The organism is Paraburkholderia sp. J69-1 (genome assembly GCF_905220255.1).
Classification (GTDB): domain Bacteria; phylum Pseudomonadota; class Gammaproteobacteria; order Burkholderiales; family Burkholderiaceae; genus Paraburkholderia.
This window is the reverse complement of the sequence record NZ_CAJMZG010000027.1, coordinates 72,316-98,003: the sequence shown is the minus strand read 5'-3', so window position 1 is coordinate 98,003 and position 25,688 is coordinate 72,316. Positions and strand designations below refer to the sequence as shown.

The window sequence follows — 25,688 nt, the reverse complement described above, 5'->3', positions numbered from 1 at the left end:
GGCGCATCGTTGCCCGCACAACCTTCACCGCCGGCGCGGTTGCCCGAGTACGCGGAACTGCACTGCCTGACCAACTTCACGTTCCTGCGCGGCGCGTCGCGCCCGAACGAGCTGGTCGAGCAGGCGATCCGCCACGGCTACAGCGCGCTCGCCATCACCGACGAATGCTCGCTCGCGGGCGTCGTGCGCGCCTGGAGCGCGCTCAACGATTTCGACGAAGCGCGCCGCAAGGCCCACGAAGCCGCCACGCGCGCCACGCCCTTCGTGCCTGCGCTGCAACTGCTGATCGGCAGCGAACGAATCTCGTCGATGAAGACGGCGCGCCGTTCTGCACGCTCGTCGCATTGGCGATGAACCGCGAGGGTTACGGCAATCTCTGCGAGCTGATCACGCTTGCGCGTTCGCGCGCGAACAAAGGCGAGTACCGCGTGAACCCGGCCGATTTCACCGATCCCGAGCCGGATTTCACGCATCTGCGCCATCTGCGCGACTGCGTGCTGCTGCTGGTGCCGCAGCGCACGGCGACGCTTGCGCAAACGCTGCGCGCCGCGCACTGGCTGGCGGGTTTCGCGAGCGGGCGCGCGTGGCTTGCGCTCGAACTCTGGCAGACCGGCGGCGACGATACGCAGATCGAAGTGTTGCGCCATGTCTCTCAGGAAAGCGGTTTGCCGCTCGTGGCGGCGGGCGGCGTGCTGATGCATGCGCGCTCGCGCAAGCCCTTGCAGGACACGCTGAGCGCCGTGCGCATCGGCAAGCCGCTGGCATCGTGCGGGCGCGCGCTGGAGCCGAACGCGGAGCGCCATCTGCGCTCGCGCGTGCGCCTGAGCGCGCTGTATCCGCACGAGGCGCTGGCGGCGACGCTGGATGTCGCGCGGCGCTGCACGTTTTCGCTGGGCGAACTGGCCTACGAATATCCCGAGGAACTGGTGCCCGCAGGCGAGACGCCCACGACCTGGCTGCGCAAGCTCGTCATGCAGGGCGCCGCCGAGCGCTGGCCCGACGGCATGAACGAGAAACGCGTCAGCCAGATCGAGCAGGAACTCTCGCTGATCACCGAACTGCAGTACGAGAAATATTTCCTCACCGTGCACGACATCGTGCGCTTCGCGCGCGAGCAGAAAATCCTGTGTCAGGGCCGTGGATCGGCGGCCAATTCGGTCGTGTGTTTCTGTCTGAAAATCACCGAAATCGACCCGGTACGCATGAACATGCTGGTCGCGCGTTTTCTGTCCCGCGCGCGCAACGAGCCGCCCGATATCGACGTCGATTTCGAACATCAGCGCCGCGAAGAAGTCATTCAGTACATCTATGGCAAGTACGGCACGCGGCGCGCCGCGCTCGCGGCCACGCTCATCACCTATCGCTCGCGCAGCGCGTTGCGCGATGTGGGCAAGGCGCTCGGGCTCGACAACACGCTGGTCGAAAAACTCTCGGGCGCGCATCAGTGGTGGGACGGCCCGGATTCGATCGCGCATCACCTGGCGGAAGCCGGTTTTTCGTCCGATTCGCACGTCACGCAGCAACTGATCCGCCTCACGCGCGAGTTGCGCGGTTTTCCGCGCCATCTCTCGCAGCACGTGGGCGGTTTCGTGATCGCGCGCGACAAGCTTTCGCGGCTCGTGCCGATCGAAAACGCGGCCATGAAGGACCGCTACGTGATCGAGTGGGACAAGGACGATATCGACGCGCTGCGCCTGCTGAAAGTCGATGTGCTCGCGCTCGGCATGCTGTCGGCGATCCGGCGCTCGCTCGAATTCGTGGCGCTGCGGCGCGGGCTGCCGCAGTTCGGCGTGAAGGATATTCCGATCGAAGACCCGGCCGTCTACGCGATGTGCAGCCACGCGGATACGGTCGGCGTGTTCCAGATCGAGTCGCGCGCGCAGCAGAGCATGTTGCCGCGGCTGCGTCCGCGCACTTATTACGACCTCGTGATTCAGGTGGCGATCGTGCGGCCCGGCCCGATCCAGGGCGATATGGTGCATCCGTATCTCAAGCGCCGGCACGGCGAGGAGCGCGTCGAATACGCGAAGGACGAATTGCGTCCGGTGCTGCAGCGCACGCTCGGCGTGCCGATTTTCCAGGAGCAGGTGATGCATCTGGCGATGGTCGCCGCCGACTATTCCGGCGAGGAAGCCGACAAACTACGCCGCGCGATGGCCGCGTGGCGGCGCGACGGCAATCTGAAGCCGTATCAGCAGGACCTGACGGATCGGATGATGGCCAAGGGATACACGCAGGAATTCGCCGATCGCATCTGCGCGCAGATCGAAGGTTTCGGCGATTACGGTTTTCCGGAAAGCCATGCGGCCAGTTTCGCGCTGCTCGTGTACACGAGTTCGTGGCTCAAGCGCTATGAGCCGGCGGCGTTTCTGGCGGGGCTGCTGAACAGCCAGCCGCTCGGTTTCTATTCGCCGTCGCAGCTCGTGCAGGATGCGAAGCGGCATGGCGTGCTGGTGCGCGCGCCCGATATCGCGCTGAGCGACTGGGAAACCGTGCTGGAAGCGCGCGGCAAACCCGGCGTGCGGCTCGACAACGACACCGCGCGCGTGCGCCGCCGCCGGGCGGCGCATTATCACGCGCGCCTGCAGGCGGCGGTGGCGTGCGGCGCTGTGCCGGGCCTGCAGGCGCTGATGGAGCGGCATCGGCGGATTGCGCGCGTGCGGGCGGCTCAGGCGCCGCAGCAGTACGGCAGCGGCGGCCCGGCGGTGCGGCTGGGCTTCAGCCTGATCAAGGGTTTTCCGGAAGCGGCTGCGCTGCGCGTGATGGCTGCGCGCCTGCAGGCGCCGTTCGCCGATGTCGATGACCTCGCGCGCCGCGCCGCGCTGTCACGCCGCGAACTGGAAGCGCTGGCGGCGTCCAACGCGCTCGAAAGCATCGCGGGACACCGGCGCGAGGCGTGGTGGGCCGTGACCGCGCAGCATGCGGTGCCGGAGTTATTGCGCGATGCGCCGGTGGCCGAGGCGCGTATCGATTTGCCGCAGGCGTCCGAAGGCGCGGAAATCGTCGCCGATTACGCGAGCCTGCGCCTCACGCTCAATCGGCATCCGCTCGAATTGCTGCGCGAAGGGCTGGCGAAACAGCGTTTTCTCAGCGCGGCGCAACTGGCGCAGTGCGGCCACGGCAAGCTCGCGCGCGCGTGCGGCATCGTCACGGTGCGGCAGCGGCCGGGCACGGCGAAGGGGACGATCTTCGTGTCGCTCGAGGACGAGACCGGTTCGGTCAATGTGATCGTGCATGCGGCGCTGGTGGAGACGCAGCGCAAGGCATTGCTGGGCGCGTCGCTGCTGGCGGTGGCGGGCGTGGTGCAGCGCCAGGGCGAGGTCGTGCATCTGGTCGCGAACCGGCTGGAGGACCATAGCCGCCTGCTCGGGCGGCTCGCGACGCAGAGTCGCGATTTTCATTGAAGCGGGAAACGCGAATCCCGCGCGAGTTTCCGCGCGAATCCCGCGCCGGACTCGCTGCCTATGCCTTCGCGTGCTCGCGTTCGAAGGCGTCGAGCACTGCAAGAATGCCCGCATCGAACGGCGTGCGGCGCCCGATGCCCAGCGCTTCCAGCCGCCCCGAATCGAGGTGGCAGTCGCGCGGGCGCGGCGTGGCGTCGGCGGGTTCGGTCTGCGCGATCAATTGCGCGTCGATGCCGAGTGCGCGCGCGATGCGTTGCGCGATCTCGTACTTGGTCATCGGCTCGTCGCCGGACCATTGGGCGATGCCGCACACGGCGTTTTTATCGGCGCAACGGGTCAGCAGTTCGCGGATCACGAACGCCACATCGGGCGTGAACGTGGGATAGCGCGTGGCCCACGCGTCCATCACGGCCGGCGTGCTGCCTGGCTGCGCGGAGGCTCTGATCGCCGGCACGAGGCTCGTGACCGCCGACTCGTGCCAGCCGACGATCGGACCGTAGAGCAGCGGCAGACGTAGCACCAGCGCGTTATCGGTGGCGTCGAGCAGCGCACGCTCGCCCTCGAGCTTGCTGTGTCCATAGGCGTTGAGCGGATTCGGCGTGGACTCGGGCAGATAGGGCGGCGCGCTGCCGTCGAACACGTAATCGGTGGAAATCGACAGCACCCACGCGCCGCGCGCGCGGGCCGCCGCCGCAATGTGGCGCACGGCATCGACATTGAGCGCGCGCGCCGCGTCCGGATCGTGTTCGCAGACATCGGGACGGCGCTCGGCGGCCGCGATCACGATGGCGTCGGGCGCCTCGCGCGCGACGAAGGCTTCGACCGCAGCCGCGTCGCGCACGTCGAGCGCAAGCTGCTGCGCGCCGACGCGGCTGAACGCCGTCTGCACGACCTGCCAACCGGTCTGCGTGGCCAGCTCGCGCACGAGCGCGCGGCCCAGCAGTCCCGATGCCCCGACGATGGCGACCTTGAACATGGCGCGCGCCTCGCGTCAGGCCGCGGCCGTGGCCGTGACGGTGTAACCGGCTTCGTCGATGGCGGCCTTGAGCACGTCGGCGCTCTGGCTCGATTCGACGCTCACGCGACCGGCGGCCAGATCGATCTGGACCTGGGCGGCGGCGTCCTGCTCGTGAATGGCGCGCGTGACGGCGCCGACGCAGTGCTGGCAGCTCATGCCTTCGACGTTGAACTGGATCATGGTGAATTCCTTTTAAGTGGAGCTAGAGAAAAGCGTCGCCCGATTATGCCAGCGGAGTCTGGGCGGATCGGGCGAGGCGGCTGGACCTTCCCACCATGGGAAGGTGTAGGATCAAGAAATTGGCAAATTGCAGGAGAACAGCATGAACATCGGCGAAGCGGCGCGCGCCTCGGGCGTCACGGCGAAAATGATCCGCTATTACGAAAGCGTGGACCTGATCGCGCCCAAAACGCGCACGGAAGCGGGCTACCGCGTCTACGGCATGGAGGAGGTGCATGCGCTGCGGTTTATTCGACAGGCGCGCCGGCTGGGCTTTCTCGTCGACGATATCCGCCGGCTGCTGGCGCTGTGGCACGACCGCTCGCGCGCCAGCGCCGAGGTCAAGGCCATCGCGCTCGAACACGTGGCCGAACTCGACGTGCGGATTGCCGAACTCACGCAGATGCGCGACACCCTGCGCCACCTTGCGGCTCATTGTCACGGCGACGACCGCCCGGACTGCCCAATCATCGAACGCCTCGCCGACCCGGAACCCGTGGCGCAACCCGCGGATATTTGACGCCGCGCAAGCGATCGGCAAAAGGTGCAACCCGAACGGATTGCCGATCGCAACTTTTCCGCTTTCTTGCACAATCGTGGTGCAATTTTTGGCGATGCCAGCGGCAAGGTTCTGCATTTCCCGAAAAATCTGCCGATAAATCATGGTGTTGCTCAATCGTTGCCAAACATTTGCGGTGCACCATTCCAGATTGGAATGCACTGTATGCGAGCAATTCACTGGAAAAGTCAGGTGCAACCGCTATAATGCGGGTTATCCCTTACGAGGGTAATCCCTGATGCAAATCCACCGGGGATACATACCGATCCTTGGAGAACATCATCATGTTTGCGTACTTCCTCGAAAAGCTGAGCACCTGGTTTGAAACTGCAGAACGTCGTCGCCGCGAAGCGTATCTCGCCTCGTCGTCGGACATCGTGCAGCTCGAACAGCGCATCCGCTCGCTCGAATCGAACGGCTACTCGCTGTAAGCAGTCCGCTGGCCCGGCATCAGGCCCAGCGACTCGCCGCAAGCCCCGCATCTGGCGGGGCTTTGTCATTTCTGGGCCGCTTTTCAATGTGTCGATGTGTGCAGTCTGAACCTTGCCACCACGGTAAGGTAAAGTCCTTTTTGCGATTAGCCGACAACACATAGGTAAGGCCGGCTTCGCGAGGCGCGGTCGGCGTGGCTTTTCATCCGGGGGCTTTTATGGCGTCAGAACGGTTTTCTGGGAATGCGTTGGGCAATGCGTTGAGCCAATCGCTGGCTGTCGCGCTGATGGCGGCGGTCGTGACGCTGGCGAGCGCCGGCGCGCATGCGGCGGGCAAACCGCTGATTCTCGACACGCAAACGGGGATCAACGACGGGCAATCGGGCACGGTGCTGCAAACCGCGCCGCTCTCGCATCAGCCGATGGTGCAGATGCAGCAGTTGCCCACGCTCGATGGGAACGGCACGAGCGGCTCGCAGCCGATCATCGTCGCGCCTTATGTGGAAGTGCCGGGAGGAGGCGGGCGTCCACCGCGTCCGCGGACGCAGCAGTACGCGCCACAGCAATAGCGCCGTAAAAACCGCCGCACAAAAGAAAACGGCCCGTCTATCGACAGGCCGCTGGCTGACTCAATTCAGGCTCAATCGCCGCGCGATTCGATCTTGAACTGCGCACCATCGTCGATGCCGAGCGTCTTCACGAGGAACGGCATGGTTTCCTTGAGCGACGCCGCGAGCGTGTAGGGCGGGTTCAGGATGAACATGCCGCTGCCGAACAGTCCAAAACCATCCTGCGGCGGGCGGCTCACCGACAGCGACACGTGCAGCCAGTTCTTTTCCTGCAGGCGCTTGAGCTGTTCCGGGAAGCGCTGCGATTCAGGGCGCGTCACCTGCGGATACCAGACCGCATACGTGCCGGTCGCGAAGCGCTCGAGACTTTCTTCCACACACTTGATGGTGCGCGAGTAGTCGCGCTTGTCCTCGAACGACGGGTCGATCAGCACGAGCGCGCGGCGCGGCGGCGGCGGCAGGAGCGCCTTGATGCCGTCGAAACCGTCGCCCGGATAGATCATCACGCGGCGACCCGCGTCGCGGAAACGATGGCGCAGCACGTCGATTTCCGTGGTGTGAAGCTCGAACAGGCGCATGCGATCCTGCTCGCGCATCATGCGCCAGGCCAGATACGGCGAGCCCGGATAGAAGCGCAGATCGCCGTCCGGATTGAGCGCCGCCACTTCGTCGACGTATTCCGAGAGCATCGCCGGCAGATCCGTGCGGCCCCAGAGCTTGCCGATGCCGGTGTCGAATTCCGCGTTTTTGGTCGCGTAACCTTCGCGCAGCGCGTAGGCGCCCGCGCCCGCATGGGTGTCGATGTACCAGTACGCCTTGTCCTTCTTGCCGAGATGGTTCAGCAATTGCACGGCGACGGCGTGCTTGAGGACATCGGCGTGATTGCCGGCGTGAAAGGCGTGACGGTAGCTCAGCATGATGGGGCCAAAGGCAAGTTCGGGTGGCGCGGCGCTCTGTGCTTATCGAGCGATTAACCGAGGCGCGCGGCCCGATGGCGGGTGAGACGGACCGGCGGCGCATCGTGCGCGCCGCCGGAGAAAGGCCGCGTATTGTACAGGGCCTCTGCAGCGCAGCCGCACAAGCTGCGGGCGGGCCCTGAACGCGGATCTTCGGGCGCGCGCCTTACTCGAAAGCTTCGCCGACGATCGCCTCGATCTTCTCCTTCACTTCGGGCGTGATCTTGTCCGCGACTTCGCGCGCCTTCATGTTTTCGCCGATCTGTTCGACCCGCGACGCGCCCGTAATGACCGTGCTCACGTTCGGGTTCTTGAGAATCCACGCGAGCGCCAGTTGCCCGACCGTGCAGCCCAGTTCCTTCGCGAAATCCGCAAGCTTGCCGACGATGGCGTTTTTATCCGCGTCCGTGACCTGCTTGCGCAGCCAGTCGTAGCCTTGCAATTGCGCGCGGCTGTCGGCGGGCACGCCGCCGCGATATTTGCCGGTCAGCAGACCTGAAGCCAGCGGGCTCCACGTGGTCAGACCGAGGCCGATGTCTTCATACAGGCGCCGATACTCGTCTTCCACGCGGCGGCGGTGGAACAGGTTGTACTGCGGCTGTTCCATGACGGGCTTGTGCAGATGATAGCGTTCGGCGATTTCCCACGCGGCGCGGATTTCGTCCGCGCTCCATTCCGAGGTGCCCCAATAGAGCGCCTTGCCGCGCGTGATCATGTCGCTCATCGCCCAGACGGTTTCCTCGACCGGCGTGTTCGGGTCGGGCCGATGGCAGAACACCAGATCGACGTAATCGAGCTGCAGGCGCTTGAGCGAATTGTCGATGGCGTCCAGCAGATATTTACGGTTGAGCGTGTGGTACTGGTTGGGCGCTTCGTTCAAGCCCCAGAAGAACTTGGTGGACACCACGTAGCTCACGCGCGGCCAGGCGAGCTCTTTCAGCGCCTGGCCCATGATTTCTTCGGATTGGCCGCCTGCGTAGACTTCGGCGTTGTCGAAGAAGTTGACGCCCGCGTCGCGCGCCGCAGCGAGCGATTCGCGCGCGAGATTGCGGTCGACCTGGTTGCCGTACGTGACCCACGAGCCGATAGATAGTTCGCTGACTTGCAGGCCGGAGCGGCCCAGTCGCCGGTAGTTCATGAACGTCTCCTTTGCGTAGAGCAGGCAAATTAGCACGATCTGCGCAAGGGCGCAGAAGGCCTGCGCCGCGCTGCATCAAGTGCGCTGCAAGTAAAAGGCAAGTCAGCCGGAAGTCTGCCGAAAGCCCTTGCCAGCTTCACGCGCGTGACAAGCGCCTTCATGCACAATAGCGCGATTGGCCGCGGCGCAACATTCCGGCGAATGGCCTATGCCATTCGGCCGATTTGACGGCGTGTGTGTGTCGAGGTCTCATCTTGTCCACTACCTGGAGGTACTCGATGTCGTCTCTCACCCTGAATTCGAAGCTCGATGGCAAGGTCGCAGTCGTTACCGGCGCCGCCAGCGGCATCGGCAAGCAGATCGCGCTTACGCTGGCCCAGGCCGGCGCGGCCGTCGCCATCGCCGACCTCAACCAGAGCGGCGCAGACGCCGTCGCGGAAGAGATCAAGGGCGCGGGCGGCAAGGCCATCGGCGTCGCCATGGACGTGACGAGCGAAGAGGCCGTCAACGAAGGCATCGACAAAGTCGCCGCTACCTTCGGCTCGATCGACATCCTGGTGTCGAACGCGGGTATCCAGATCGTCAATCCGATCGAAAACTACTCGTTCGCCGACTGGAAGAAGATGCAGGCGATTCACGTCGACGGCGCCTTCCTCACCACCAAGGCCGCGCTCAAGTACATGTACAAGGACGATCGCGGCGGCGTGGTGATCTACATGGGCTCGGTACACTCGCATGAGGCGTCGCCGCTGAAGTCGGCCTATGTGACGGCCAAGCACGGTCTGCTCGGCCTCGCGCGCGTGCTGGCCAAGGAAGGCGGCAAGCGCAACGTGCGCTCGCACGTCGTGTGTCCGGGCTTCGTGCGCACGCCGCTGGTCGACAAGCAGATCCCCGAACAGGCCAAGGAACTGGGCATTTCCGAAGAGGAAGTGGTCAAGAAAGTGATGCTCGGCGGCACGGTGGACGGCGTGTTCACGACCGTCGAAGACGTGGCGCAAACGGTGCTGTTCCTTTCGGCGTTCCCGAGCGCGGCGTTCACGGGACAGTCGTTCGTCGTCAGCCACGGCTGGTTCATGCAGTAACGCGGGGGCCGGCTATGGCGCAGCGCAAGAAAGGACAGGTCCAGTCGAGCGCGGTCGCTGACGAGGCCGTCGCGCTTACCGGGGCGGGCACGCAGCCGCAGCCCGGCGACACCTCGATTCACCACGAGCCGCACGATCAGGCGCACAACCAGGCGCGCACGTCGCGCTGTAGCAGCGACTCTGCGCAATGGGAAACCGTCGCGCTCACGCTGCAAGGCGGCGGCGCGCTCGGCGCGTACCAGGCGGGCGTCTATGAAGGCCTGTTCGAGGCCGGCATCGCGCCCAACTGGATCGCGGGTATTTCGATCGGCGCGCTCAATACGGCGCTGATCGCGGGCAACGCGCCCGAGCATCGCGTGGCGCGGTTGCGCGAGTTCTGGGAAACGATCTGCCAGCCGGCCTGGAGTCCGCCGTTGCCGGCTTTTGTGGAGCACGCGCTCTTCAACGCAGGCGATGCCGTGCGCAAGACGTTCACGGCATTCCAGGCGGCAGGCGCAGTGGTGGAAGGGCAGAAGGGTTTCTTCACGCCGCGCTTTCCGCCGCCGCTGCCGACGGCTTCCGGGCATCCGGGCAAGGCCAGCTATTACGACACCACGCCGCTGAAGGCCACGCTCGAGCGGCTATGCGATTTCGATCGCATCAACTCGGGCGAGGTGCGCGTGTCGCTGGGCGCGGTGAACGTGGGCACGGGCAACTTCGTGTACTTCGATAACACCGACACGAAGCTGCGTCCCGAGCATTTCATCGCTTCGGGTGCGTTGCCGCCGGGTTTCGCAGCCGTGGAGATCGACGGCGAGTATTACTGGGATGGCGGGCTGATGTCGAATACGCCGCTCTACGAAGTGATCCAGACCACGCCGCGGCGCGACACGCTCGCGTTCCAGGTCGACCTCTGGAGCGCGCGTGGGCCGGTGCCCGACAACATCACCGACGTGCAAGGCCGCATGAAGGACATCCAGTATTCGAGCCGCACGCGTCTCGTGACCGACATGCTGCAACGCTCGCAGCGTTTCCGTCATGTGTTGCGCGAAGTGCTCGATCGCGTGGCGCCGGAGCATCGGCACGATGCGTGGGTCGAACTGGCGGACGAACTCTCGTGCTCGAAGAAGTACAACGTGCTCCATCTGATCTATCGGCAGAAGGAATACGAAGGGCACTTCAAGGACTTCCAGTTCGGCACCACGACGATGCGCGAGCATTGGTCGAGCGGTTTGCAGGATATTCGCGCGACGCTCGAACAACCGGGCTGGCTCGACAAGCCGGATAACGACTCGGGCTTCGTCACGCACGATATCCATCGTGACCGACGCGGGCCGGGCACTGGCTCCAGGTAACACCGCAAGACGCCCGGCAGCAAAACAAAAGGCGCCCGTTCTTTCGAACGGACGCCTTTTTTATCGCGTTTTCGCCTGATCTGGCGTTAAAGCGTGTGGCTTACTTCAGCACAGCCGAAACAGCGCTGGCGACTGCATCGAGGTTACGCGTGTTCAGCGCAGCCACGCAGATGCGGCCCGTGCTGACGGCGTAGATGCCGAACTCTTCGCGCAGGCGGTCGACTTGCGCAGCCGTCAGGCCCGAGTACGAGAACATGCCGCGTTGCACGTTGATGAAGTTGAAGTCGCGGTCGACGCCGGCGGCAGCCAGACGCTCGACCAGGCCCGTACGCATCGCGCGGATGCGGTTGCGCATTTCGCCGAGTTCCGCTTCCCACATTGCGCGCAGCTCAACCGAGCCGAGCACGGCTGCGACCACCGAACCACCGTGCGTCGGCGGGTTCGAGTAGTTCGTGCGGATCACGCGCTTGAGCTGCGAGAGCACGCGCGACGATTCTTCCTTGCTCGACGTGAGGATCGACAGCGCGCCGACGCGCTCGCCGTACAGCGAGAACGACTTCGAGAACGACGACGACACGAACGCGTTCAGGTCCGACGCAGCGAACAGGCGCACGACTTCGCCGTCTTCGGCGATGCCGTCACCGAAACCTTGATAGGCGATGTCGAGGAACGGCACCAGGCCACGCGACTTGACGGCTTCGATGACCTGCTTCCACTGGTCGATCGTGAGGTCCACGCCGGTCGGGTTGTGGCAGCACGCGTGCAGCACGACCACCGTGCCGGCGGCGTAGCCGTTCAGCGCCGAGAGCATGCCCTCGAAGTTCACGCCGTTGGTCTGCGCGTCGTAGTACGGGTAGGCGACCACTTCGAAGCCTGCGCTTTCGAACAGGGCGCGGTGGTTTTCCCAGCTCGGATCGCTGATCGCGACCTTGGCGGCCGGGTTCACGCGCTTGAGGAAGTCGGCGCCGATCTTCAGCGCGCCCGTGCCGCCGATTGCCTGCGCCGTGACGACGCGGCCGGCTGCGATCAGCGGCGAGTCGTCGCCGAGCAGCAGCTTTTGCACAGCGGCGTCATAGGCGGCGATGCCTTCGATCGGCAGGTAGCCGCGCGGCAGGCCGGCTTCCACGCGGGCCTTTTCCGCTTCGCGCACGGCGCGCAGCAGCGGAATCTTGCCTTCTTCGTTGGTGTACACGCCCACGCCGAGGTTCACCTTGGTCGCGCGTGCATCGGCGTTATAGGCTTCGTTCAGACCCAGGATCGGGTCGCGGGGGGCGAGTTCGACAGCGGAAAAGAGGGACATGATGGTTCGGCAAAAGTGAAGGAAGAAGCTCGGTGGTCCGCGCGCCGCGGGTGTTTCTGATCGTCTCGTATGACTTCTGGTGCGCCCCGTGCAGCGAAGGAGCGCGAGGCGGCCGGCCACGCAACGCGCTATTGTAACGAATCCTCAAGCCGGTTTTTCGCCGACTGTGACGCCAGCGTGGCCTTTATGCCCACACGGTCGTGCGATCTCATCCCCGCCTGGTGCCGGAAATGCGCGCTTCGCCTCTTGCAGCACCGCGCTGGCAGCCCCATCTGCACGAAGTTGTCCGCTCCGCCCACGCCAGAAAGCGTCTCGCGCCCGCCAGGTGGCGAAACGCTAGAATGTTTGTTTGCTCCGCGCACAGGATGTCCCCCATGTCCGACCACACCGTCGCCGACGCCCCCGCGCTCGACGAGTCGAAATTCGTCCAGTACGAGGACTCGCCGTTCCAGCTTTACCAGCCGTATCTGCCGGCCGGCGACCAGCCGACGGCGATCGAAACGCTCGTCGAAGGCGTGGGCGATGGCCTGTCGTTCCAGACCCTGCTGGGCGTGACGGGCTCGGGCAAGACCTTCACGATGGCCAACACCATCGCGCGCCTGGGTCGCCCGGCGATCGTGTTCGCGCCGAACAAGACGCTGGCCGCGCAGCTTTACTCCGAATTCCGCGAATTCTTCCCGCGCAATGCCGTCGAGTACTTCGTTTCGTACTACGACTACTACCAGCCGGAAGCCTATGTGCCGCAGCGCGATCTCTTCATCGAGAAGGATTCGTCGATCAACGAGCACATCGAGCAGATGCGGCTTTCCGCGACCAAGAGCCTGATGGAGCGCCGCGACGTGGTGATCGTGGCGACGGTGTCGGCGATCTACGGTATCGGCAATCCGTCCGAATATCACAAGATGATTCTGACGCTGCGTCAGGGCGACAAGCTGGGCCAGCGCGAGGTGATCGCGCGCCTGATCGCGATGCAGTATTCGCGCAACGAGCAGGATTTCCAGCGCGGCACGTTCCGCGTGCGCGGCGACACCATCGACATTTTTCCGGCCGAGCACGCCGAAATGGCCGTGCGCGTCGAACTGTTCGACGACGAAGTGGAAACGCTGCAACTGTTCGATCCGCTCACGGGCCGCGTGCGCCAGAAGATTCCGCGCTTCACGGTCTATCCGTCGTCGCACTATGTGACGCCGCGCGAAACCGTGCTGCGCGCCGTCGAAACCATCAAGAGTGAATTGCGCGACCGGCTGGAATTTTTCTACGCCGAAGGCAAGCTCGTGGAAGCGCAGCGGCTGGAACAGCGCACGCGTTTCGACCTGGAAATGCTCCAGGAACTGGGCTTCTGCAAGGGCATCGAGAACTACTCGCGGCACTTTTCGGGCGCGATGCCCGGCGAGCCGCCGCCCACGCTCGTCGACTATTTGCCGCCCGACGCGATGATGTTCCTCGACGAATCGCACGTGCTGATCGGCCAGTTCAACGGCATGTATAACGGCGACCGCGCGCGCAAGGAAAATCTGGTCGATTACGGTTTCCGGCTGCCTTCGGCGCTCGATAACCGGCCGCTCAAGTTCAACGAGTTCGAGCACAAGATGCGCCAGGTGGTGTTCGTCTCCGCCACGCCCGCCGATTACGAAAAGCGGGTCACGGGCCAGATCGCCGAGCAGGTGGTGCGGCCGACCGGGCTGGTCGATCCGGTGATCGAGGTGCGTCCGGCTTCCACGCAGGTGGACGATGTGCTGGGCGAGATCAACGAACGCGTGGCCGTGGGCGAGCGCGTGCTGGTCACCACGCTCACCAAGCGCATGGCCGAACAGCTGACCGAATTCCTCGCCGATCACGGCGTCAAGGTGCGCTATCTGCATAGCGACATCGACACGGTCGAGCGCGTGGAAATCATCCGCGATCTGCGTCTGGGCACCTTCGACGTGCTGGTCGGGATCAATCTGCTGCGCGAAGGTCTGGATATTCCGGAAGTCTCGCTGGTGGCGATTCTCGATTCCGACAAGGAAGGCTTCCTGCGCGCCGAACGCTCGCTGATCCAGACGATCGGCCGCGCCGCGCGTAACGTGAACGGCAAGGCGATTCTCTACGGCGACCGCATCACCGATTCGATGCGCAAAGCCATCGACGAAACCGAGCGCCGCCGCGCCAAGCAGATGGCCTTCAACGAAGAACACGGCATCGTGCCGCGCGGCGTGGTCAAGCGCATCAAGGACATCATCGACGGTGTCTATAACGTGGACGACGCGCGCGCCGAACTGCGCGAGGAGCAGGAGCGCGCGAAGTTCGAGGATATGTCCGAGAAGCAGATCGCCAAGGAAATCAAGAAGCTCGAAAAGCAGATGATGGGCCACGCGAAGAATCTCGAATTCGAGAAGGCCGCGCAGGCGCGCGACCAGCTGGCGGTGCTGCGCCAGCGCGTGTTCGGGGCGAACGTGGGCGATCATCCGGCTTGAAGTCCGGGCCGACGCGATTGTCTGCGGCAAGGTAGAGAAAGCAGGGCGCGCGGTCACCGACCGTCGGCGCCCTTTTTATCGTCTTGCGCGCGCATGAAGCAAGCGCCGCCCGCTCTTAAACGCACGCTGAAATTAAAATGCCAGCTTGCCGTAAGCATGCGTTAACGCAACGCTGCTAAAACCCTGCTGCGAAGGGGTTTTCCTCACGCATCAATTTGTTCCCCATCGGCTTCGGTGTTAAACTTCGCCATTATTGAGAATTGTTCGCATTAACGTTTTTACGTAGATGCACTCGATGATTCGGTGGTACCTCTCATAAAAAAATCAGGAGTTTCGATGCGGATCCATTCTTTCGTGCGCGGCACTGCCGTCATCGCGGCTGCGGCTGCAGCGTTCTCGGCTCAAGCGGCTGAGTACCCGATCGGCAAGCAGGTGATTCAGGGCGGTATGGAGATCGGCGCGGTCTATCTGCAGCCGATCACGATGGAACCGGAAGGCATGATGCGCAAGGCGTCGGATTCCGACATCCACCTGGAAACGGACATCCACGCGGTCAAGAACAACCCGACCGGTTTCGCCGAAGGCGACTGGATGCCGTACCTGCAGGTGCACTACGAGTTGACCAAGCCGGGTTCGAGCTACGTGCAAAAGGGCGACCTGATGCCGATGGTCGCGAACGACGGTCCGCACTACGGCGACAACGTCAAGCTCGCAGGTCCCGGCAAGTACCACCTCAAGATGATCGTCGAAGCGCCGATGCAAATGGGCCACATGGCTTTCGGCCGTCACGTCGACAAGGAAACCGGCGTGGGTCCGTGGTTCAAGCCCATCACGGTCGAGTACGATTTCCCGTTCGCGGGCATCGGCAAGAAGGGCGGCTACTAAGCACGCCCGGCCAGGTTCGCCGCGCACGCGCAGGTATTGTTTAGTGCGCGGCGAGCGTGAAGTCCATCGCGGACATCAAGGAACAGGTAACACTGATGACTGGATTGCGTAAGTTTGCGGCGCTGTTTGCACTGGCTTCTGTGGCGTCGCTCGCGCACGCCGAAGATCTGCCGACTTTCAAGCTCGACATGAACGACGGCAAGCTCAACCCCGCGCGCATCGAAGTGCCGGCGGGCAAGCGCATCAAGATCGAGGTGCGCAATGTGGGTAAGGGCGCGGCCGAGTTCGAAAGCGTCCAGTTGCGCAAAGAGAAGGTGCTGGCGCCGGGTGCGGATTCGTTCGTGGTGATCGCGCCGCTCGATCCGGGCGAGTACAAGTTTTTCGACGATTTTCATCAGCAGGCGCAGGGCGTGATTGTTGCCAAATAAGCGTTGCCAGATGCGTGTTGCGCCGTGACAGGCGCGACGACATGAAATCGGCGTTGCAAAGTCAGTACGCGGCCGGCGCGAAAGCCGGCGGCAGGAGGTGTTGAATGGGTCAGGTATTGTTCATCGTCTGGCGTGAGAGCGTGGAAGCGCTGCTCGTCGTCGGCATTCTGTATGCGTGGCTGAAGAACGGCGACGCCGATGCGCGTCGCGGCCTGCCGTATCTGTGGGCAGGCGTCGGTGCGGGCATTCTGGCGGCGGTTGCGCTGGGCGCGGCGCTGGTCGGCTTCACGGAAGTGCTGTCGGGCGACGCCCAGGATTACTTCCAGACCGGCATGGTGCTGGTGGCCTGCGTGCTGATCGTGCAGATGGTGCTGTGGATGAAGCAGCACGGCCGCACGCTCAAGCGCGAGATGGAAGAGTCGCTGCAAAAGACCACGCGCGATGCCAACTGGTGGGGCATTACGTTGCTCGTCGCGCTGGCGATCGCCCGTGAAGGCAGCGAAACGGTGATCTTCCTGTACGGCCTCGGTTTCGGCCAGTCGGGCCATGTGGATGCGAGCCAGTATGTGGCCGTGCTGCTCGGTCTGGGCCTCGCGTTCCTGACGTTCTATCTCCTGCAACTCGGCGGCAAGGTGTTCTCGTGGCGTCTCTTTTTCCGCGTCACGGAAATCATGCTGCTGTTCCTCGGCGCGGGCCTGTTCCAGACCGGCGTGGACAAGCTGATCGACAAGGAGGTCCTGCCGACCATCGTCGACCAGGTCTGGAATTCGTCGATGATCCTCGACGATTCGAGCACCTTCGGTTCGCTGGTCGCGACGCTGACCGGTTACCGCGCCCATCCGGCGTTGATGAACCTGATCGCTTACGCGGTGTACTGGCTCGTGGTGTGGTTCCTGGCGCGCCGCGCCAGCGGCCGTAACGCCGCAGTGAGCAAAAGGAAAGCAGCATGAGTTGTGCATCGGCCCAGCCGCCCGGGATGCGGCGGCAGGGCAGGCTGGCCCAGGCGGGCCAATGGATGCAACGGCACGGCGCGATCATTCGCGGCGTGCAGTGGGTCGTGGTCGCCGTCTACGCGTTCCTGATTCTCGTACCCGCGGTTCTGCCGCTGCCCGACGATACCTCGCACCTCTGGAACAATCTGACGCTCGCCGCGCAGTTCGTGTTCTGGGGCATCTGGTGGCCGTTCGTGCTGCTCTCGATGGTGATGCTCGGACGCGTGTGGTGCGGCGTGCTCTGCCCCGAAGGCGCGCTCACCGAATTCGCCAGCAAGTTCGGCCGCGGCCGCGCGATTCCACGCTGGATGCGCTGGGGCGGCTGGCCCTTCGTGGCCTTCGGCCTGACCACCATCTACGGACAGATGGTGAGCGTCTACCAGTATCCGAAGGCGGTGTTGCTGGTGCTGGGCGGATCGACGCTCGGTGCGATGGTGATCGGCTTTCTGTACGGACGCGAGAAGCGCGTCTGGTGTAAATATCTCTGCCCCGTGAACGGGGTTTTTGCGCTTCTGGCGCGCCTCGCTCCGTTCCGCTTCAAGGTCGATGAAGACGCGTGGCGCAACTCGTACACGCACGGCGAGCACGGCGGGCATCGCGTGATTCCCGTCAACTGCGCGCCGCTGGTGCCGCTGCGCAATATGAAGGGCGCCGCGCAATGCCATATGTGCGGCCGTTGCAGCGGTCACCGCGATGCGATTGCGCTGACGTGGCGCTCGCCGGCCGAAGAAGTCGTCGAACTCGGCGACAGCCAGGCCGATGGCTGGGATACCGCGCTGATTCTGTACGGACTGCTTGGTATTGCTATCGGTGCGTTCCACTGGACCGGCTCGCCGTGGTTTATCGCCATGAAGCAGTGGCTCGCGGGCTGGCTGATCGATCGCGATATCACCTGGCCGCTCGAGACCAACGCGCCGTGGTTCCTGCTCACGCATTACCCCGAGCAGAACGATGTGTTCTCGTGGCTCGACGGCACGATGATCGTCGGTTATATCGTCGCCACGGGGCTGGTCTACGGCACCGCGCTGTTCGCGATTCTCGCGGCGTCGACGGCGACGCTCGGCCGCTTCGAAATGCGCCGTCTGCATCACTTCGCGCAGTCGCTGATTCCGCTGGCGGGCGCGGGCGTGTTCCTCGGTTTGTCGGCGACGACGCTGTCGCTGCTGCGCGCCGAACACGTGCCGCTCGACTGGGCGACCGAAGTGCGCATTGCAATTCTCGTCATCACGAATCTGTGGAGCGCGTGGCTCGCCTGGCGCGTGACGGGCCGCTACAGCACGCGCTTCTGGCAGCGCGGCCTCGCCATGCTGGGCTTCGCGCTCGCACTTGCGGTGGTCGATAGCGCCTGGTGGCTGATGTTCTGGGGCTGGACGCGTTGAGCATTTTTCCGGTGCTGCTGATATAGGCGGTATACGCCGCATCGGGGCGTCGCAGCGCAAGTGTGGGTGCTACTCTCAAAAAACCGGGTCGACGTTCCGTCACCCGGTTTTTGACTTTTCGGAGACACGCATGCGAACGCGAGCAGTATTGACGGACGAAGATGTGATCCGGGTAGCCGACGCAGCCGTCGCGCACGCCCGCGCGAATGAATGGAACGTGACGATCTCGATCGTCGACGATGGCGGCCATCTGCTGTACCTGCGCCGCCTCGACGGCGCACCGCCCATCAGCGCCGAAATCGCCCACGGCAAGGCGCGCACCTCCGCGCTGGGGCGCAAGGAAAGCAAGGTGTACGAAGAGGTGATCCGCCAGGGCCGCACGGCGTTTCTGAGCGCGCCGCTGCCGGCGATGCTCGAAGGCGGCGTGCCCATTGTCGTGAAGGGCGATGTGATCGGCGCGGTGGGCGTGTCGGGCGTGAAATCCGATCAGGATGCGGCGATTGCGCAGGCGGGCATCGCGGCGCTGAACATCGATTGAGCGCGATCTGGCAGGCGTCGCACCGCCGCCGATGAAATTCAGATCAACGAAAGGGTTTACGAGTAGGGGGAGGTCGCGGTTATAATCGCGGCTCGGTATCGCTGCTGATAAAACGCGAACCGCCGCTGCCTTCCCCATGCAGCATGCCTCGACGGCAAAAACAAAAGCCGCGGACTCTGCCGCGGCTCTCGCCCAGGGCGGCTACGCTTCACGCGCCGCTCCCGTAGTCAAAGGTGAGAACAAAAAAATGGCTTGGCTTGCTGTGACGGCCGGCTTGAAGGATGTGTGCACGAAGGGGTCTAGATCTCGCGTGCAAGCCGTCGTTGCTGGCTACTGCCCAACGCCTCTCGATGGAGGCGGTCCCCACAATACCCGGTACTAAAAAACTACCACCTCACTTGGTGAGAATCAGCTTGCCCAGACGCGTGGCGCGCAGCTGATAGGTCTCGCCGTTGTGCAGGATGCTCACATGGCTGCGGCCTTGCAGCAGGGCCGTGCTGTCCAGCGAGCGTTCGTTGCTGGGCGCGCTGGCGGCTTCCGTGTTGCGCGTGACGCTGGCCGGTGCGGCTGCCTTGGGTGCTCGCGTGGTGGTCAACGCGGAACCCGAACGGCGCAGGCTAAGAGTCGATGAGCGGTTGAATTCAGTCATGAACGTGACGGTCTGTCTGTGTCTCGATTCGATGGATGAATTCTAAATGATAATTGTTCTTATTTTCAATTGCGATAAATTGATCGAAATCGGGTAGCGATAGCTTTATGCCCGATGCGCGCGTTTATCCCTGAAAAAACAACGCCCGGCGCGAGGCCGGGCGTGTGGGATGGGTTGCCAGCGGGCAAAATTTTTAGTGCAGCGGCGCTTCCGGCTCGCCCGGACCCTGCACGTATTGGCGGATCAGCCGCACGGTGTCGATATCCGACTCGCGGTAGGCCGACTTCACGATCTCCGATGTCTCATGCTGCTCGCCCGAATCGGCGGTCGGCAGCGTCGTGCTGTATTCGAAGCGCAGGAATAGCTGCTGCGCGTCGGGTTCCTCGATCGTCATCGTCAGCGAGCCGCCCACGTAGTCGGCGGTCGCGAGGATGTCGTAGCGCACGCTCGCGTGAGGGGTGAACGTGACGCGATCGCGCACCGTGGCCTGACCGTAGTGCAGTTCGCGCTCGAGCACATCGCCTTCGCGCGAGAGGATCGTGCAGCTGTCGAGGCCGAGCACGAAGAGCTGCGGCTGTTCGGCGCGCAGCACGAGGCCTTCCCACAACTGCTCGCGCGTCATGGGCAGCACGAGCGGGTTGGTCGGATCGTTGATCTGGATAAGGTGTTCGAAATTCAAGGCGACGGCTTCCTGTGATGTCCGTCCGCGCTTACGCGGCCACGAGGCCCGAGCGGATGTGAATCGTGTTCGTGAGGATCTTGTGGACCGGGCAGGCGTTCGCGATCTGCAGCAGACGCTCGCGCTGCTCCTCAGAGAGCGGGCCTTCGAGGGCAATCTGCCGGTCGATTGTGGTGCCTTCGCTGCCGGTTTCCATCGACAACTTCACGCGCACGCCTTCGAGCGGCCACTCCTTGCGCTGCGCGTACATCTTCAGCGTGATGGTCGTGCACGCGCCCAGGCTCGACAGCAGCAGGGAGAAGGGCGTGGGCCCGCGGTCGCCGCCGCCGAGCGTCGCCGGTTCATCGGCGATCCACGTGTGAGTACCGTCGTCGAACTGGACCTGATAGTTGGTCGAGCCGATATGGGCTGTAACTGCGTGTGCGGTGACTGCGGTGTCGGCCATGCGCTCCTCGCGGACGGAACGGTTGAATGGAGACGGCCGCGCCCAGACCGAAGTCCGGCGCGCGGCCAGCAAAACCTTATTGTGACAAAAAGCGGCGCGGGCTGTGGCTTAGCCTCGGCGCGCATAGGGCGTGCCGGGGCCGCTCGATGTCAGCTCGCATCGCTCAATGCGCAATCCGCCCCATGCGTCCGGCCTGGTAATCGAGCACCGCCTGGCGGATTTCCTGCTCGGTATTCATCACGAACGGGCCGTAGCGCACCACCGGCTCGTTGAGCGGCAGACCGCCGATCAGCAGCACTTCCACCGCTTCGCTCGCATCGGCGGGCGCGGCGATCGTGACGGTTTCGCCGTCGCCGGCAAAGGCCACCATCTGCTGCGCGGCGATCGCTTCGCCTTCGGCGCCATACTGCGCCGTGCCCGAAATCCCGTAGGCGAACACATTCCACGCATGCGGCACCGGCTGCTCCACGCGCGCGCCGGGCGCCAGCGTGAAATGCAGATAAAGGATGGGCGTGCGCGTTTCGATGGCCGCCTTCGCGCCCAGCGATTCGCCCGCGATCACCTTTACCGTCGCCTTGCCGTCCGCCGAGCGCCCTTGCGGAATGCCCGCGTGCGGCATTTCCTGATAGCGCGGCGCGATCATCTTGTCCGATGCCGGCAGGTTCACCCACAGTTGCAGGCCGTGCATGCGGCCGCCCGTGCGCGTGAATTCGGGGTCGGGCATCTCGCTGTGAATCACGCCGGCGCCGGCCGTCATCCACTGCACGTCGCCGGGATTGAGCGTGCCCGAATGGCCGACCGAATCCTTATGGCCGAAGCGGCCCGCGAGCATATACGTGACGGTTTCGAAGCCGCGATGCGGATGGTCGGGCGCGCCCTTGGCCGCGCCGGGCGCGTAGTCGGTGGGGCCCATCTCGTCGAGCAGCAGGAACGGATCGAAATCCATCAGTTGACGGGTAGGGAAGGGACGATGGACGACGAACCCACCGCCCTCGGTTGTACGAACCGCGGGAAAAACGTGGGCGATCGAGCGGACGGCCGACATGGATATCACCTCGAAAAAATGGGAATTGCGCGATATGCGAAACAAACCGCTATTATAGGTAGCCGATTTGGCCTGTTTGACCGCCTGATCGCAATGGATTGTCCCATCGCTGGAACGACGACATGAAAATCGATTCGCACAACCTGAACGACCTGATGTACTTTTCGCAGGTGGTCGAACACGGCGGATTCTCGGCGGCCGAGCGGGTGCTCGGCATTTCCAAGTCGCGGCTGTCGCGCCGCGTGAGCGAGCTGGAGGCGTCGCTGGGCGTGCGTCTGCTGCAGCGCTCCACGCGCAAGCTCGCGCTCACCGAAGCGGGCGAGCTGTTCTACCAGCACTGCCGCGCGATGCTCGCGGAGGCGCAGGCCGCCGTGAACGTGGTGCAGTCGCTGCGTTCGTCGCCGCGCGGCACGGTGCGCGTGAGCGTGCCGGTCACGCTGTCGCAGACCATCTTTTCGCAGATCATTCCCGAATTCATGCATCGCTTCCCCGAGGTACGGGTGGTGATGCGCGTGACCAATCGTGTGATCGATCTGTTCGAGGATTCGGTGGATATTGCCCTGCGGGTGCGCTCGGAGCCGCCGCAGAACGCCAACATCGTCGTGCGGCCGCTGTGGCGCACCGAGCAGATGCTGGTGGGCGCGCCCAGCCTGCTGGCGCAGAATGCGCCGCCGCTCACGCCGGACGATCTTTCCCGCTTCGAAACACTCGATACGCCCACTGGCGACGGCCGTCATGTCTTTCATCTGATCGCGCCGGACGGCACGCGCCATTCGCACGAACACGAGCCGCGTCTCATCAGCGCCGATCTCACGACGATCCGCGAAGCCGCGCTGCAAGGTCTGGGTATCGCCGCAATGCCGGAGATGATGTATGGCGCCGCGCTGCGCACCGGCAAGCTCTCGCCGGTCATGCCGGGATGGACGCTGCCGGTGCCGCAACTGTATGCGGTATTCCTCTCGCGTCAGGGCATGGTTCCGGCCGTGCGCGCGTTTGTCGATTACCTCGTCGAAGTGCTCGATGCCGACAAAAGCCTGCAGCAGGAATGTCCGCTCAGAAGCGATGTTGCGGCCTTGATGGCAAAGAATGGTGTTCAGACGCAGCCGCCTGTGACGTCGGGTTTGCCTCGCACCAAGTCCACGAGCAACATCGAAACGGCCTGAAAACAAGGCTTTTTGTTACGTCATCGCCACGTTTGAGAGCTTTGCGAACATCGTGCATTTGCGTTTAGGCATTTAAGCGTCGCCGGCAATCGTTACTTTCAATGGGCAAAGTCTTGAAGCGGGCGAGCGAGAGGCATATATTGAAGTCCTCTCGCCAAGCACCGGTCTTGTGCGGGAACAGATGGCCGCTATCATAGCGAGCCTTCAGGGCTGAACGCGCAGTCCGTGTCGATCACGGCAGTCGCATGTGCCGACGTGAACCGAGCGATTGTCGGGGAGTGTCGCCACCGCCCGAATGCGCCGCGTGCGCTCGAAAAAAGGCCTTCATCCGACGATGAAGGCCTTTTACTTTGCACTGTAATTATTCGGTATCCGAAATAATTCGCCGCAAAAGAAAACGCGCGGCCGGTGAGCCGCGCGTTCGGTGCCTGCTAAAGCAAGCGGTGTGTTACTTGTGCGCCGGATCGGTCACGAAGCCGAGCTTCGTCAGACCGCCGCTTTGCGCCGCCGACATCACCTGCGCCACCTTCTCGTACTGGACCTTGCGATCCGCGTTCAGGTGCAGTTCGGGCTGCGGTTCCTGCTGCGCCGCTGCCGCGATCTTCGCGGTGAGCTGGTCGTCGCTGACGGCATTGCCGTCCCACAGCACCGTGCCGTCCGCTTCGATCGACACATTGATCTGCGCGGGCTTGGTGTCTTCCTTCTGGCTGCTCGCGTGCGGCAGGTCGATCTTCACGGCATGACGGATCACGGGGATCGTCACCATGAAAACGATCAGGAGCACCAGCATGACGTCGACGAGCGGCGTCATGTTGATTTCGTTCATCAGGCCATCGTCGTCATCGCTGGCAAAAGGGCTCATCGCCATGTTGCTTGCCTCCGCCGATTAATGGTTGCGTGCGGCGACGCGCAGGTTGCCGTTGCCCGCGTTGCTGCCCTTGGCCGTCGACGACAGGCGTGCGCCCGTCACGAAGAAAGCGTGCAGGCCGTGCGCGAAGCGGTTGAGCTTCGTGACGATGGCCTTGTTGGCGCGCGTCAGGGCGTTGTAGCCGAGCACCGCCGGAATCGCCACGAACAGACCGAAGGCGGTCATGATCAGCGCTTCGCCGACCGGACCCGCCACTGCGTCGATCGAGGTCTGGCCCGATGCGCCGATCGAGAGCAGGGCGTGATAGATGCCCCACACCGTACCGAAGAGGCCGACGAACGGCGCCGTGCTGCCGATCGAGGCGAGGATCGCGAGACCCGATTGCATCTTCGCGACGGATTCGTCCATCGTGTCCTTCAGGCAGCGCGTGACCCAGTCGGACACGTCCATGCGGTCATGCAGATGCGGTTGCGTCTGGTGATGGTGATCGGCGGCTTCCTGGCCTGACAGCGCGAGCGCGAGGAACGGGTTGTCTTCGCGCGTGCCGCTGCCGAGCTTCTTCACGCCATCGGCGAGATCGTCCGAGTGCCAGAACTTCTGTTCGGCGTTCTTGGTCTGGCGCTTGAGGCGCGCGACGTTCCAACCCTTCACGACGATCACGCACCACGACAGCACCGACATGATGAACAGTGCCAGCGCGATGCCGCGCGTCACGAAATCCCCTTGCGCCCAGACGTGAGCGATACCGTAGTTCTGCATGTTTTTTCCTTTAATTCAATTCATCAAAACAGTGTGATTCTCATTCAGACGCGCCGCGCCGGCAGCGTGCCCGAAACCCGCGCGATCAATCGTGCAGGCTGAAATCGAACGGTTGCGAGTAAGCCGCGCGCACCGGCTGGCCATCCTCCAGGTATGGCTTGCAGGAGCTGTTGCGCATCGCGTCCATCGCCGCGTCGTCGAGACGGCTGTAGCCGCTGGACTTGCGCAGTTCGATGTTCTCGATCTTGCCGGTCAGGCCCACCACGAAGTGCACGAGCGCGGTGCCGGTTTCGCCGCGGCGCTTCGAGAGCGTCGGGTAATCCGGCTCGACGATACGGCAGTCGAGGTGCGAAACGTTCTTTGGTGCGGACAGCGCCATCACCGGCTTGGCCGGCGCCGGAGCGGCGGCTTGTGGCGGCGGGGGCGCGGCGGGCGTGGGCGGCGACGGATCGGCGGGCGCGGGCGTTTCGATCGCGTGCTGCGAAGGCGCAGCGGCGACGGGCAACGGCGGCGTGGGCGTCGGTTTCTGCTTCGGCTGGGCCTTGGGCTTTTCGCGCTTGACCGGCACCGGCTTGGGCGGCGGCGGAGTCGGCGTGGACTGAATCGCGGCGGGCGCGGCGACCGGCTCGGGCTTGAGCAGTTCGGCCGTGATCGATTGCGATTCGAGTGCGATGGGCTTGGCGTCGTCGTGGTGCGTGAGCACGACGGCGATGAGCGCGGCGTGCAGCGCGAGCACGATCGCCGTCGCGGTCACGACTCGGCGGTTCGTGCGGAAGGCGGGGAACGTCAGCGCTTGGGCGGTGGTTTGAGAAGCCTGCATGTTAGCGTGGCCGCCCTGCAGACGACGGCGCAAAAGGCAGGCAACGCGTCGCTACGGGCAGCTTTATGGGCGAAAGATCAACAGCGAGATGCACACGGTGGTTACAAATCCGATCAGCAATTCCATCCCATCCTCCAGAGAAAGGTGCGAGGGCTAGCTGGCTGGTCGTGAAACTGGCTTGCTGTCGGCGATAAAGCGCTCGATGCCTTGAGCGTTTGGGCGATGCGCGTTTTTGCAGGCTGGAAACGCGCATCACGAAAATCAGGCGGCCTTGCGCTCGTAAAACGTCATCGGCACGACATGCGGCACGGCCACGACCGGCAGGCTGTGGTGATGCGTCACGCCGCAGCGGCTGGCGCACACGCCGCTTTGCGCCATCACGTCGCGCACGGACTCCTCGCACTTGCCGCAGCAGGTCGCGACGCCGAGCTCGAATTGAAGCTCGTCGAAAGAGTCCATGCCTTCCGCAATGGAAGCACGGATCGTACGGTCGGAGACGGACTTGCACACGCAGACAATCATGATGGAGCGCGAGAGTGAGTTAATGCGAATTATTATCATTATGTTTGTCC

The 25,688-nt window shown here is 63.9% G+C and carries 28 protein-coding genes; 15 read left to right on the top strand and 13 right to left on the bottom strand.

What is annotated here, in order from left to right; genetic code table 11:
• Positions 1–5 precede the first annotated feature (5 nt).
• Positions 6–3,404 (top strand): error-prone DNA polymerase, encoded by a 3,399-nt coding sequence (locus U5A67_RS35395; protein WP_415768085.1) that lies wholly within the window; start codon positions 6–8, stop codon positions 3,402–3,404.
• Positions 3,405–3,462: 58 nt separating this feature from the next.
• On the opposite strand, the gene U5A67_RS35390 is transcribed toward U5A67_RS35395, so the two are convergent.
• A complete protein-coding gene (locus U5A67_RS35390) occupies positions 3,463–4,380 on the bottom strand; it encodes an SDR family oxidoreductase (RefSeq protein ID WP_321817940.1) in 918 nt (305 codons plus the stop codon).
• Positions 4,381–4,395: 15 nt separating this feature from the next.
• Positions 4,396–4,602, bottom strand: a complete 207-nt coding sequence (locus U5A67_RS35385) for a heavy-metal-associated domain-containing protein (protein ID WP_205986564.1) — start codon at positions 4,600–4,602, stop codon at positions 4,396–4,398.
• A gap of 142 nt (positions 4,603–4,744) precedes the next feature.
• Here U5A67_RS35385 and cueR point away from each other — a divergent pair, with 142 nt between their 5' ends.
• The 4 genes from cueR (at position 4,745) to U5A67_RS35365 (ending at position 6,200) form a co-directional block, all read left to right on the top strand.
• Complete coding sequence (gene cueR, locus U5A67_RS35380; protein WP_205986563.1) at positions 4,745–5,161, top strand: Cu(I)-responsive transcriptional regulator; 417 nt, start codon at positions 4,745–4,747, stop codon at positions 5,159–5,161.
• 24 nt (positions 5,162–5,185) lie between these two features.
• Positions 5,186–5,407, top strand: a complete 222-nt coding sequence (locus tag U5A67_RS35375; protein WP_321959792.1) for a hypothetical protein — start codon at positions 5,186–5,188, stop codon at positions 5,405–5,407.
• Positions 5,408–5,484: 77 nt separating this feature from the next.
• Positions 5,485–5,631, top strand: coding sequence for a DUF3563 family protein (locus tag U5A67_RS35370; RefSeq protein WP_205986562.1), 147 nt, complete (start codon positions 5,485–5,487; stop codon positions 5,629–5,631).
• 260 nt (positions 5,632–5,891) lie between these two features.
• A complete protein-coding gene (locus tag U5A67_RS35365; protein WP_321817941.1) occupies positions 5,892–6,200 on the top strand; it encodes a hypothetical protein in 309 nt (102 codons plus the stop codon).
• A gap of 71 nt (positions 6,201–6,271) precedes the next feature.
• Here the strand turns inward: U5A67_RS35365 and U5A67_RS35360 are convergent, their stop codons facing one another.
• Both U5A67_RS35360 and U5A67_RS35355 read right to left on the bottom strand, forming a co-directional pair.
• On the bottom strand, positions 6,272–7,117 hold the full coding sequence (locus U5A67_RS35360) for a 23S rRNA (adenine(2030)-N(6))-methyltransferase RlmJ (RefSeq protein ID WP_205986560.1): 846 nt from the start codon (positions 7,115–7,117) through the stop codon (positions 6,272–6,274).
• Positions 7,118–7,322: 205 nt separating this feature from the next.
• Positions 7,323–8,294: an aldo/keto reductase gene (locus tag U5A67_RS35355; protein WP_321817942.1), complete on the bottom strand. Its 972-nt coding sequence runs from the start codon at positions 8,292–8,294 to the stop codon at positions 7,323–7,325.
• 278 nt (positions 8,295–8,572) lie between these two features.
• Here U5A67_RS35355 and U5A67_RS35350 point away from each other — a divergent pair, with 278 nt between their 5' ends.
• Complete coding sequence (locus U5A67_RS35350; protein WP_205986558.1) at positions 8,573–9,376, top strand: 3-hydroxybutyrate dehydrogenase; 804 nt, start codon at positions 8,573–8,575, stop codon at positions 9,374–9,376.
• 14 nt (positions 9,377–9,390) lie between these two features.
• Positions 9,391–10,710, top strand: coding sequence for a patatin-like phospholipase family protein (locus U5A67_RS35345; RefSeq protein ID WP_321817943.1), 1,320 nt, complete (start codon positions 9,391–9,393; stop codon positions 10,708–10,710).
• A gap of 100 nt (positions 10,711–10,810) precedes the next feature.
• Here the strand turns inward: U5A67_RS35345 and U5A67_RS35340 are convergent, their stop codons facing one another.
• A complete protein-coding gene (locus U5A67_RS35340) occupies positions 10,811–12,010 on the bottom strand; it encodes an amino acid aminotransferase (RefSeq protein ID WP_205986557.1) in 1,200 nt (399 codons plus the stop codon).
• Positions 12,011–12,384: 374 nt separating this feature from the next.
• Here U5A67_RS35340 and uvrB point away from each other — a divergent pair, with 374 nt between their 5' ends.
• From uvrB to U5A67_RS35310, 6 genes are all read left to right on the top strand, one after another.
• On the top strand, positions 12,385–14,466 hold the full coding sequence (gene uvrB, locus U5A67_RS35335; protein ID WP_321817944.1) for an excinuclease ABC subunit UvrB: 2,082 nt from the start codon (positions 12,385–12,387) through the stop codon (positions 14,464–14,466).
• 336 nt (positions 14,467–14,802) lie between these two features.
• A complete protein-coding gene (locus U5A67_RS35330; protein ID WP_205986555.1) occupies positions 14,803–15,351 on the top strand; it encodes an iron transporter in 549 nt (182 codons plus the stop codon).
• A gap of 95 nt (positions 15,352–15,446) precedes the next feature.
• The gene (locus U5A67_RS35325; RefSeq protein WP_205986554.1) at positions 15,447–15,779 is read left to right on the top strand and encodes a cupredoxin domain-containing protein; all 333 of its coding nucleotides are present in this window, start codon (positions 15,447–15,449) and stop codon (positions 15,777–15,779) included.
• A 104-nt stretch (positions 15,780–15,883) separates the two neighbouring features.
• A complete protein-coding gene (locus U5A67_RS35320; RefSeq protein ID WP_321817945.1) occupies positions 15,884–16,729 on the top strand; it encodes an FTR1 family iron permease in 846 nt (281 codons plus the stop codon).
• The gene (locus U5A67_RS35315) at positions 16,726–18,150 is read left to right on the top strand and encodes a 4Fe-4S binding protein (protein WP_415768072.1); all 1,425 of its coding nucleotides are present in this window, start codon (positions 16,726–16,728) and stop codon (positions 18,148–18,150) included. The genes U5A67_RS35320 and U5A67_RS35315 overlap by 4 nt, the downstream gene beginning before the upstream one ends.
• Positions 18,151–18,280: 130 nt before the next feature.
• Positions 18,281–18,688: a GlcG/HbpS family heme-binding protein gene (locus U5A67_RS35310; RefSeq protein ID WP_321817946.1), complete on the top strand. Its 408-nt coding sequence runs from the start codon at positions 18,281–18,283 to the stop codon at positions 18,686–18,688.
• A 394-nt stretch (positions 18,689–19,082) separates the two neighbouring features.
• Here the strand turns inward: U5A67_RS35310 and hemP are convergent, their stop codons facing one another.
• The 4 genes from hemP to U5A67_RS35290 all read right to left on the bottom strand — a co-directional run bounded on the left by hemP (position 19,083) and on the right by U5A67_RS35290 (position 21,506).
• Positions 19,083–19,337, bottom strand: coding sequence for a hemin uptake protein HemP (hemP, locus tag U5A67_RS35305; protein ID WP_205986551.1), 255 nt, complete (start codon positions 19,335–19,337; stop codon positions 19,083–19,085).
• A 193-nt stretch (positions 19,338–19,530) separates the two neighbouring features.
• A complete protein-coding gene (locus tag U5A67_RS35300; RefSeq protein WP_205986550.1) occupies positions 19,531–20,016 on the bottom strand; it encodes an SRPBCC family protein in 486 nt (161 codons plus the stop codon).
• A gap of 31 nt (positions 20,017–20,047) precedes the next feature.
• A complete protein-coding gene (locus tag U5A67_RS35295) occupies positions 20,048–20,461 on the bottom strand; it encodes an OsmC family protein (protein ID WP_321817947.1) in 414 nt (137 codons plus the stop codon).
• Positions 20,462–20,624: 163 nt separating this feature from the next.
• Entirely contained in the window at positions 20,625–21,506 is an 882-nt protein-coding gene (locus U5A67_RS35290) for a pirin family protein (protein ID WP_205986548.1), read from the bottom strand.
• Between U5A67_RS35290 and U5A67_RS35285 the strand changes: the two genes are divergently transcribed.
• Both U5A67_RS35285 and U5A67_RS35280 read left to right on the top strand, forming a co-directional pair.
• Positions 21,432–21,632: a hypothetical protein gene (locus U5A67_RS35285; protein ID WP_321959793.1), complete on the top strand. Its 201-nt coding sequence runs from the start codon at positions 21,432–21,434 to the stop codon at positions 21,630–21,632. The genes U5A67_RS35290 and U5A67_RS35285 overlap by 75 nt on opposite strands.
• Complete coding sequence (locus U5A67_RS35280; protein WP_241024451.1) at positions 21,629–22,669, top strand: LysR family transcriptional regulator; 1,041 nt, start codon at positions 21,629–21,631, stop codon at positions 22,667–22,669. The genes U5A67_RS35285 and U5A67_RS35280 overlap by 4 nt, the downstream gene beginning before the upstream one ends.
• A 448-nt stretch (positions 22,670–23,117) precedes the next feature.
• Here U5A67_RS35280 and U5A67_RS35275 read toward each other — a convergent pair whose 3' ends face one another.
• The 4 genes from U5A67_RS35275 to U5A67_RS35260 form a co-directional block, all read right to left on the bottom strand.
• The gene (locus U5A67_RS35275) at positions 23,118–23,537 is read right to left on the bottom strand and encodes an ExbD/TolR family protein (RefSeq protein WP_205986547.1); all 420 of its coding nucleotides are present in this window, start codon (positions 23,535–23,537) and stop codon (positions 23,118–23,120) included.
• 18 nt (positions 23,538–23,555) lie between these two features.
• The gene (locus U5A67_RS35270; RefSeq protein WP_321817948.1) at positions 23,556–24,296 is read right to left on the bottom strand and encodes a MotA/TolQ/ExbB proton channel family protein; all 741 of its coding nucleotides are present in this window, start codon (positions 24,294–24,296) and stop codon (positions 23,556–23,558) included.
• Between the two features lie 85 nt (positions 24,297–24,381).
• Complete coding sequence (locus U5A67_RS35265) at positions 24,382–25,116, bottom strand: energy transducer TonB (protein ID WP_321817949.1); 735 nt, start codon at positions 25,114–25,116, stop codon at positions 24,382–24,384.
• Positions 25,117–25,377: 261 nt separating this feature from the next.
• Positions 25,378–25,638 (bottom strand): bacterioferritin-associated ferredoxin, encoded by a 261-nt coding sequence (locus tag U5A67_RS35260; protein WP_321817950.1) that lies wholly within the window; start codon positions 25,636–25,638, stop codon positions 25,378–25,380.
• Between the last annotated feature and the right edge of the window lie 50 nt (positions 25,639–25,688).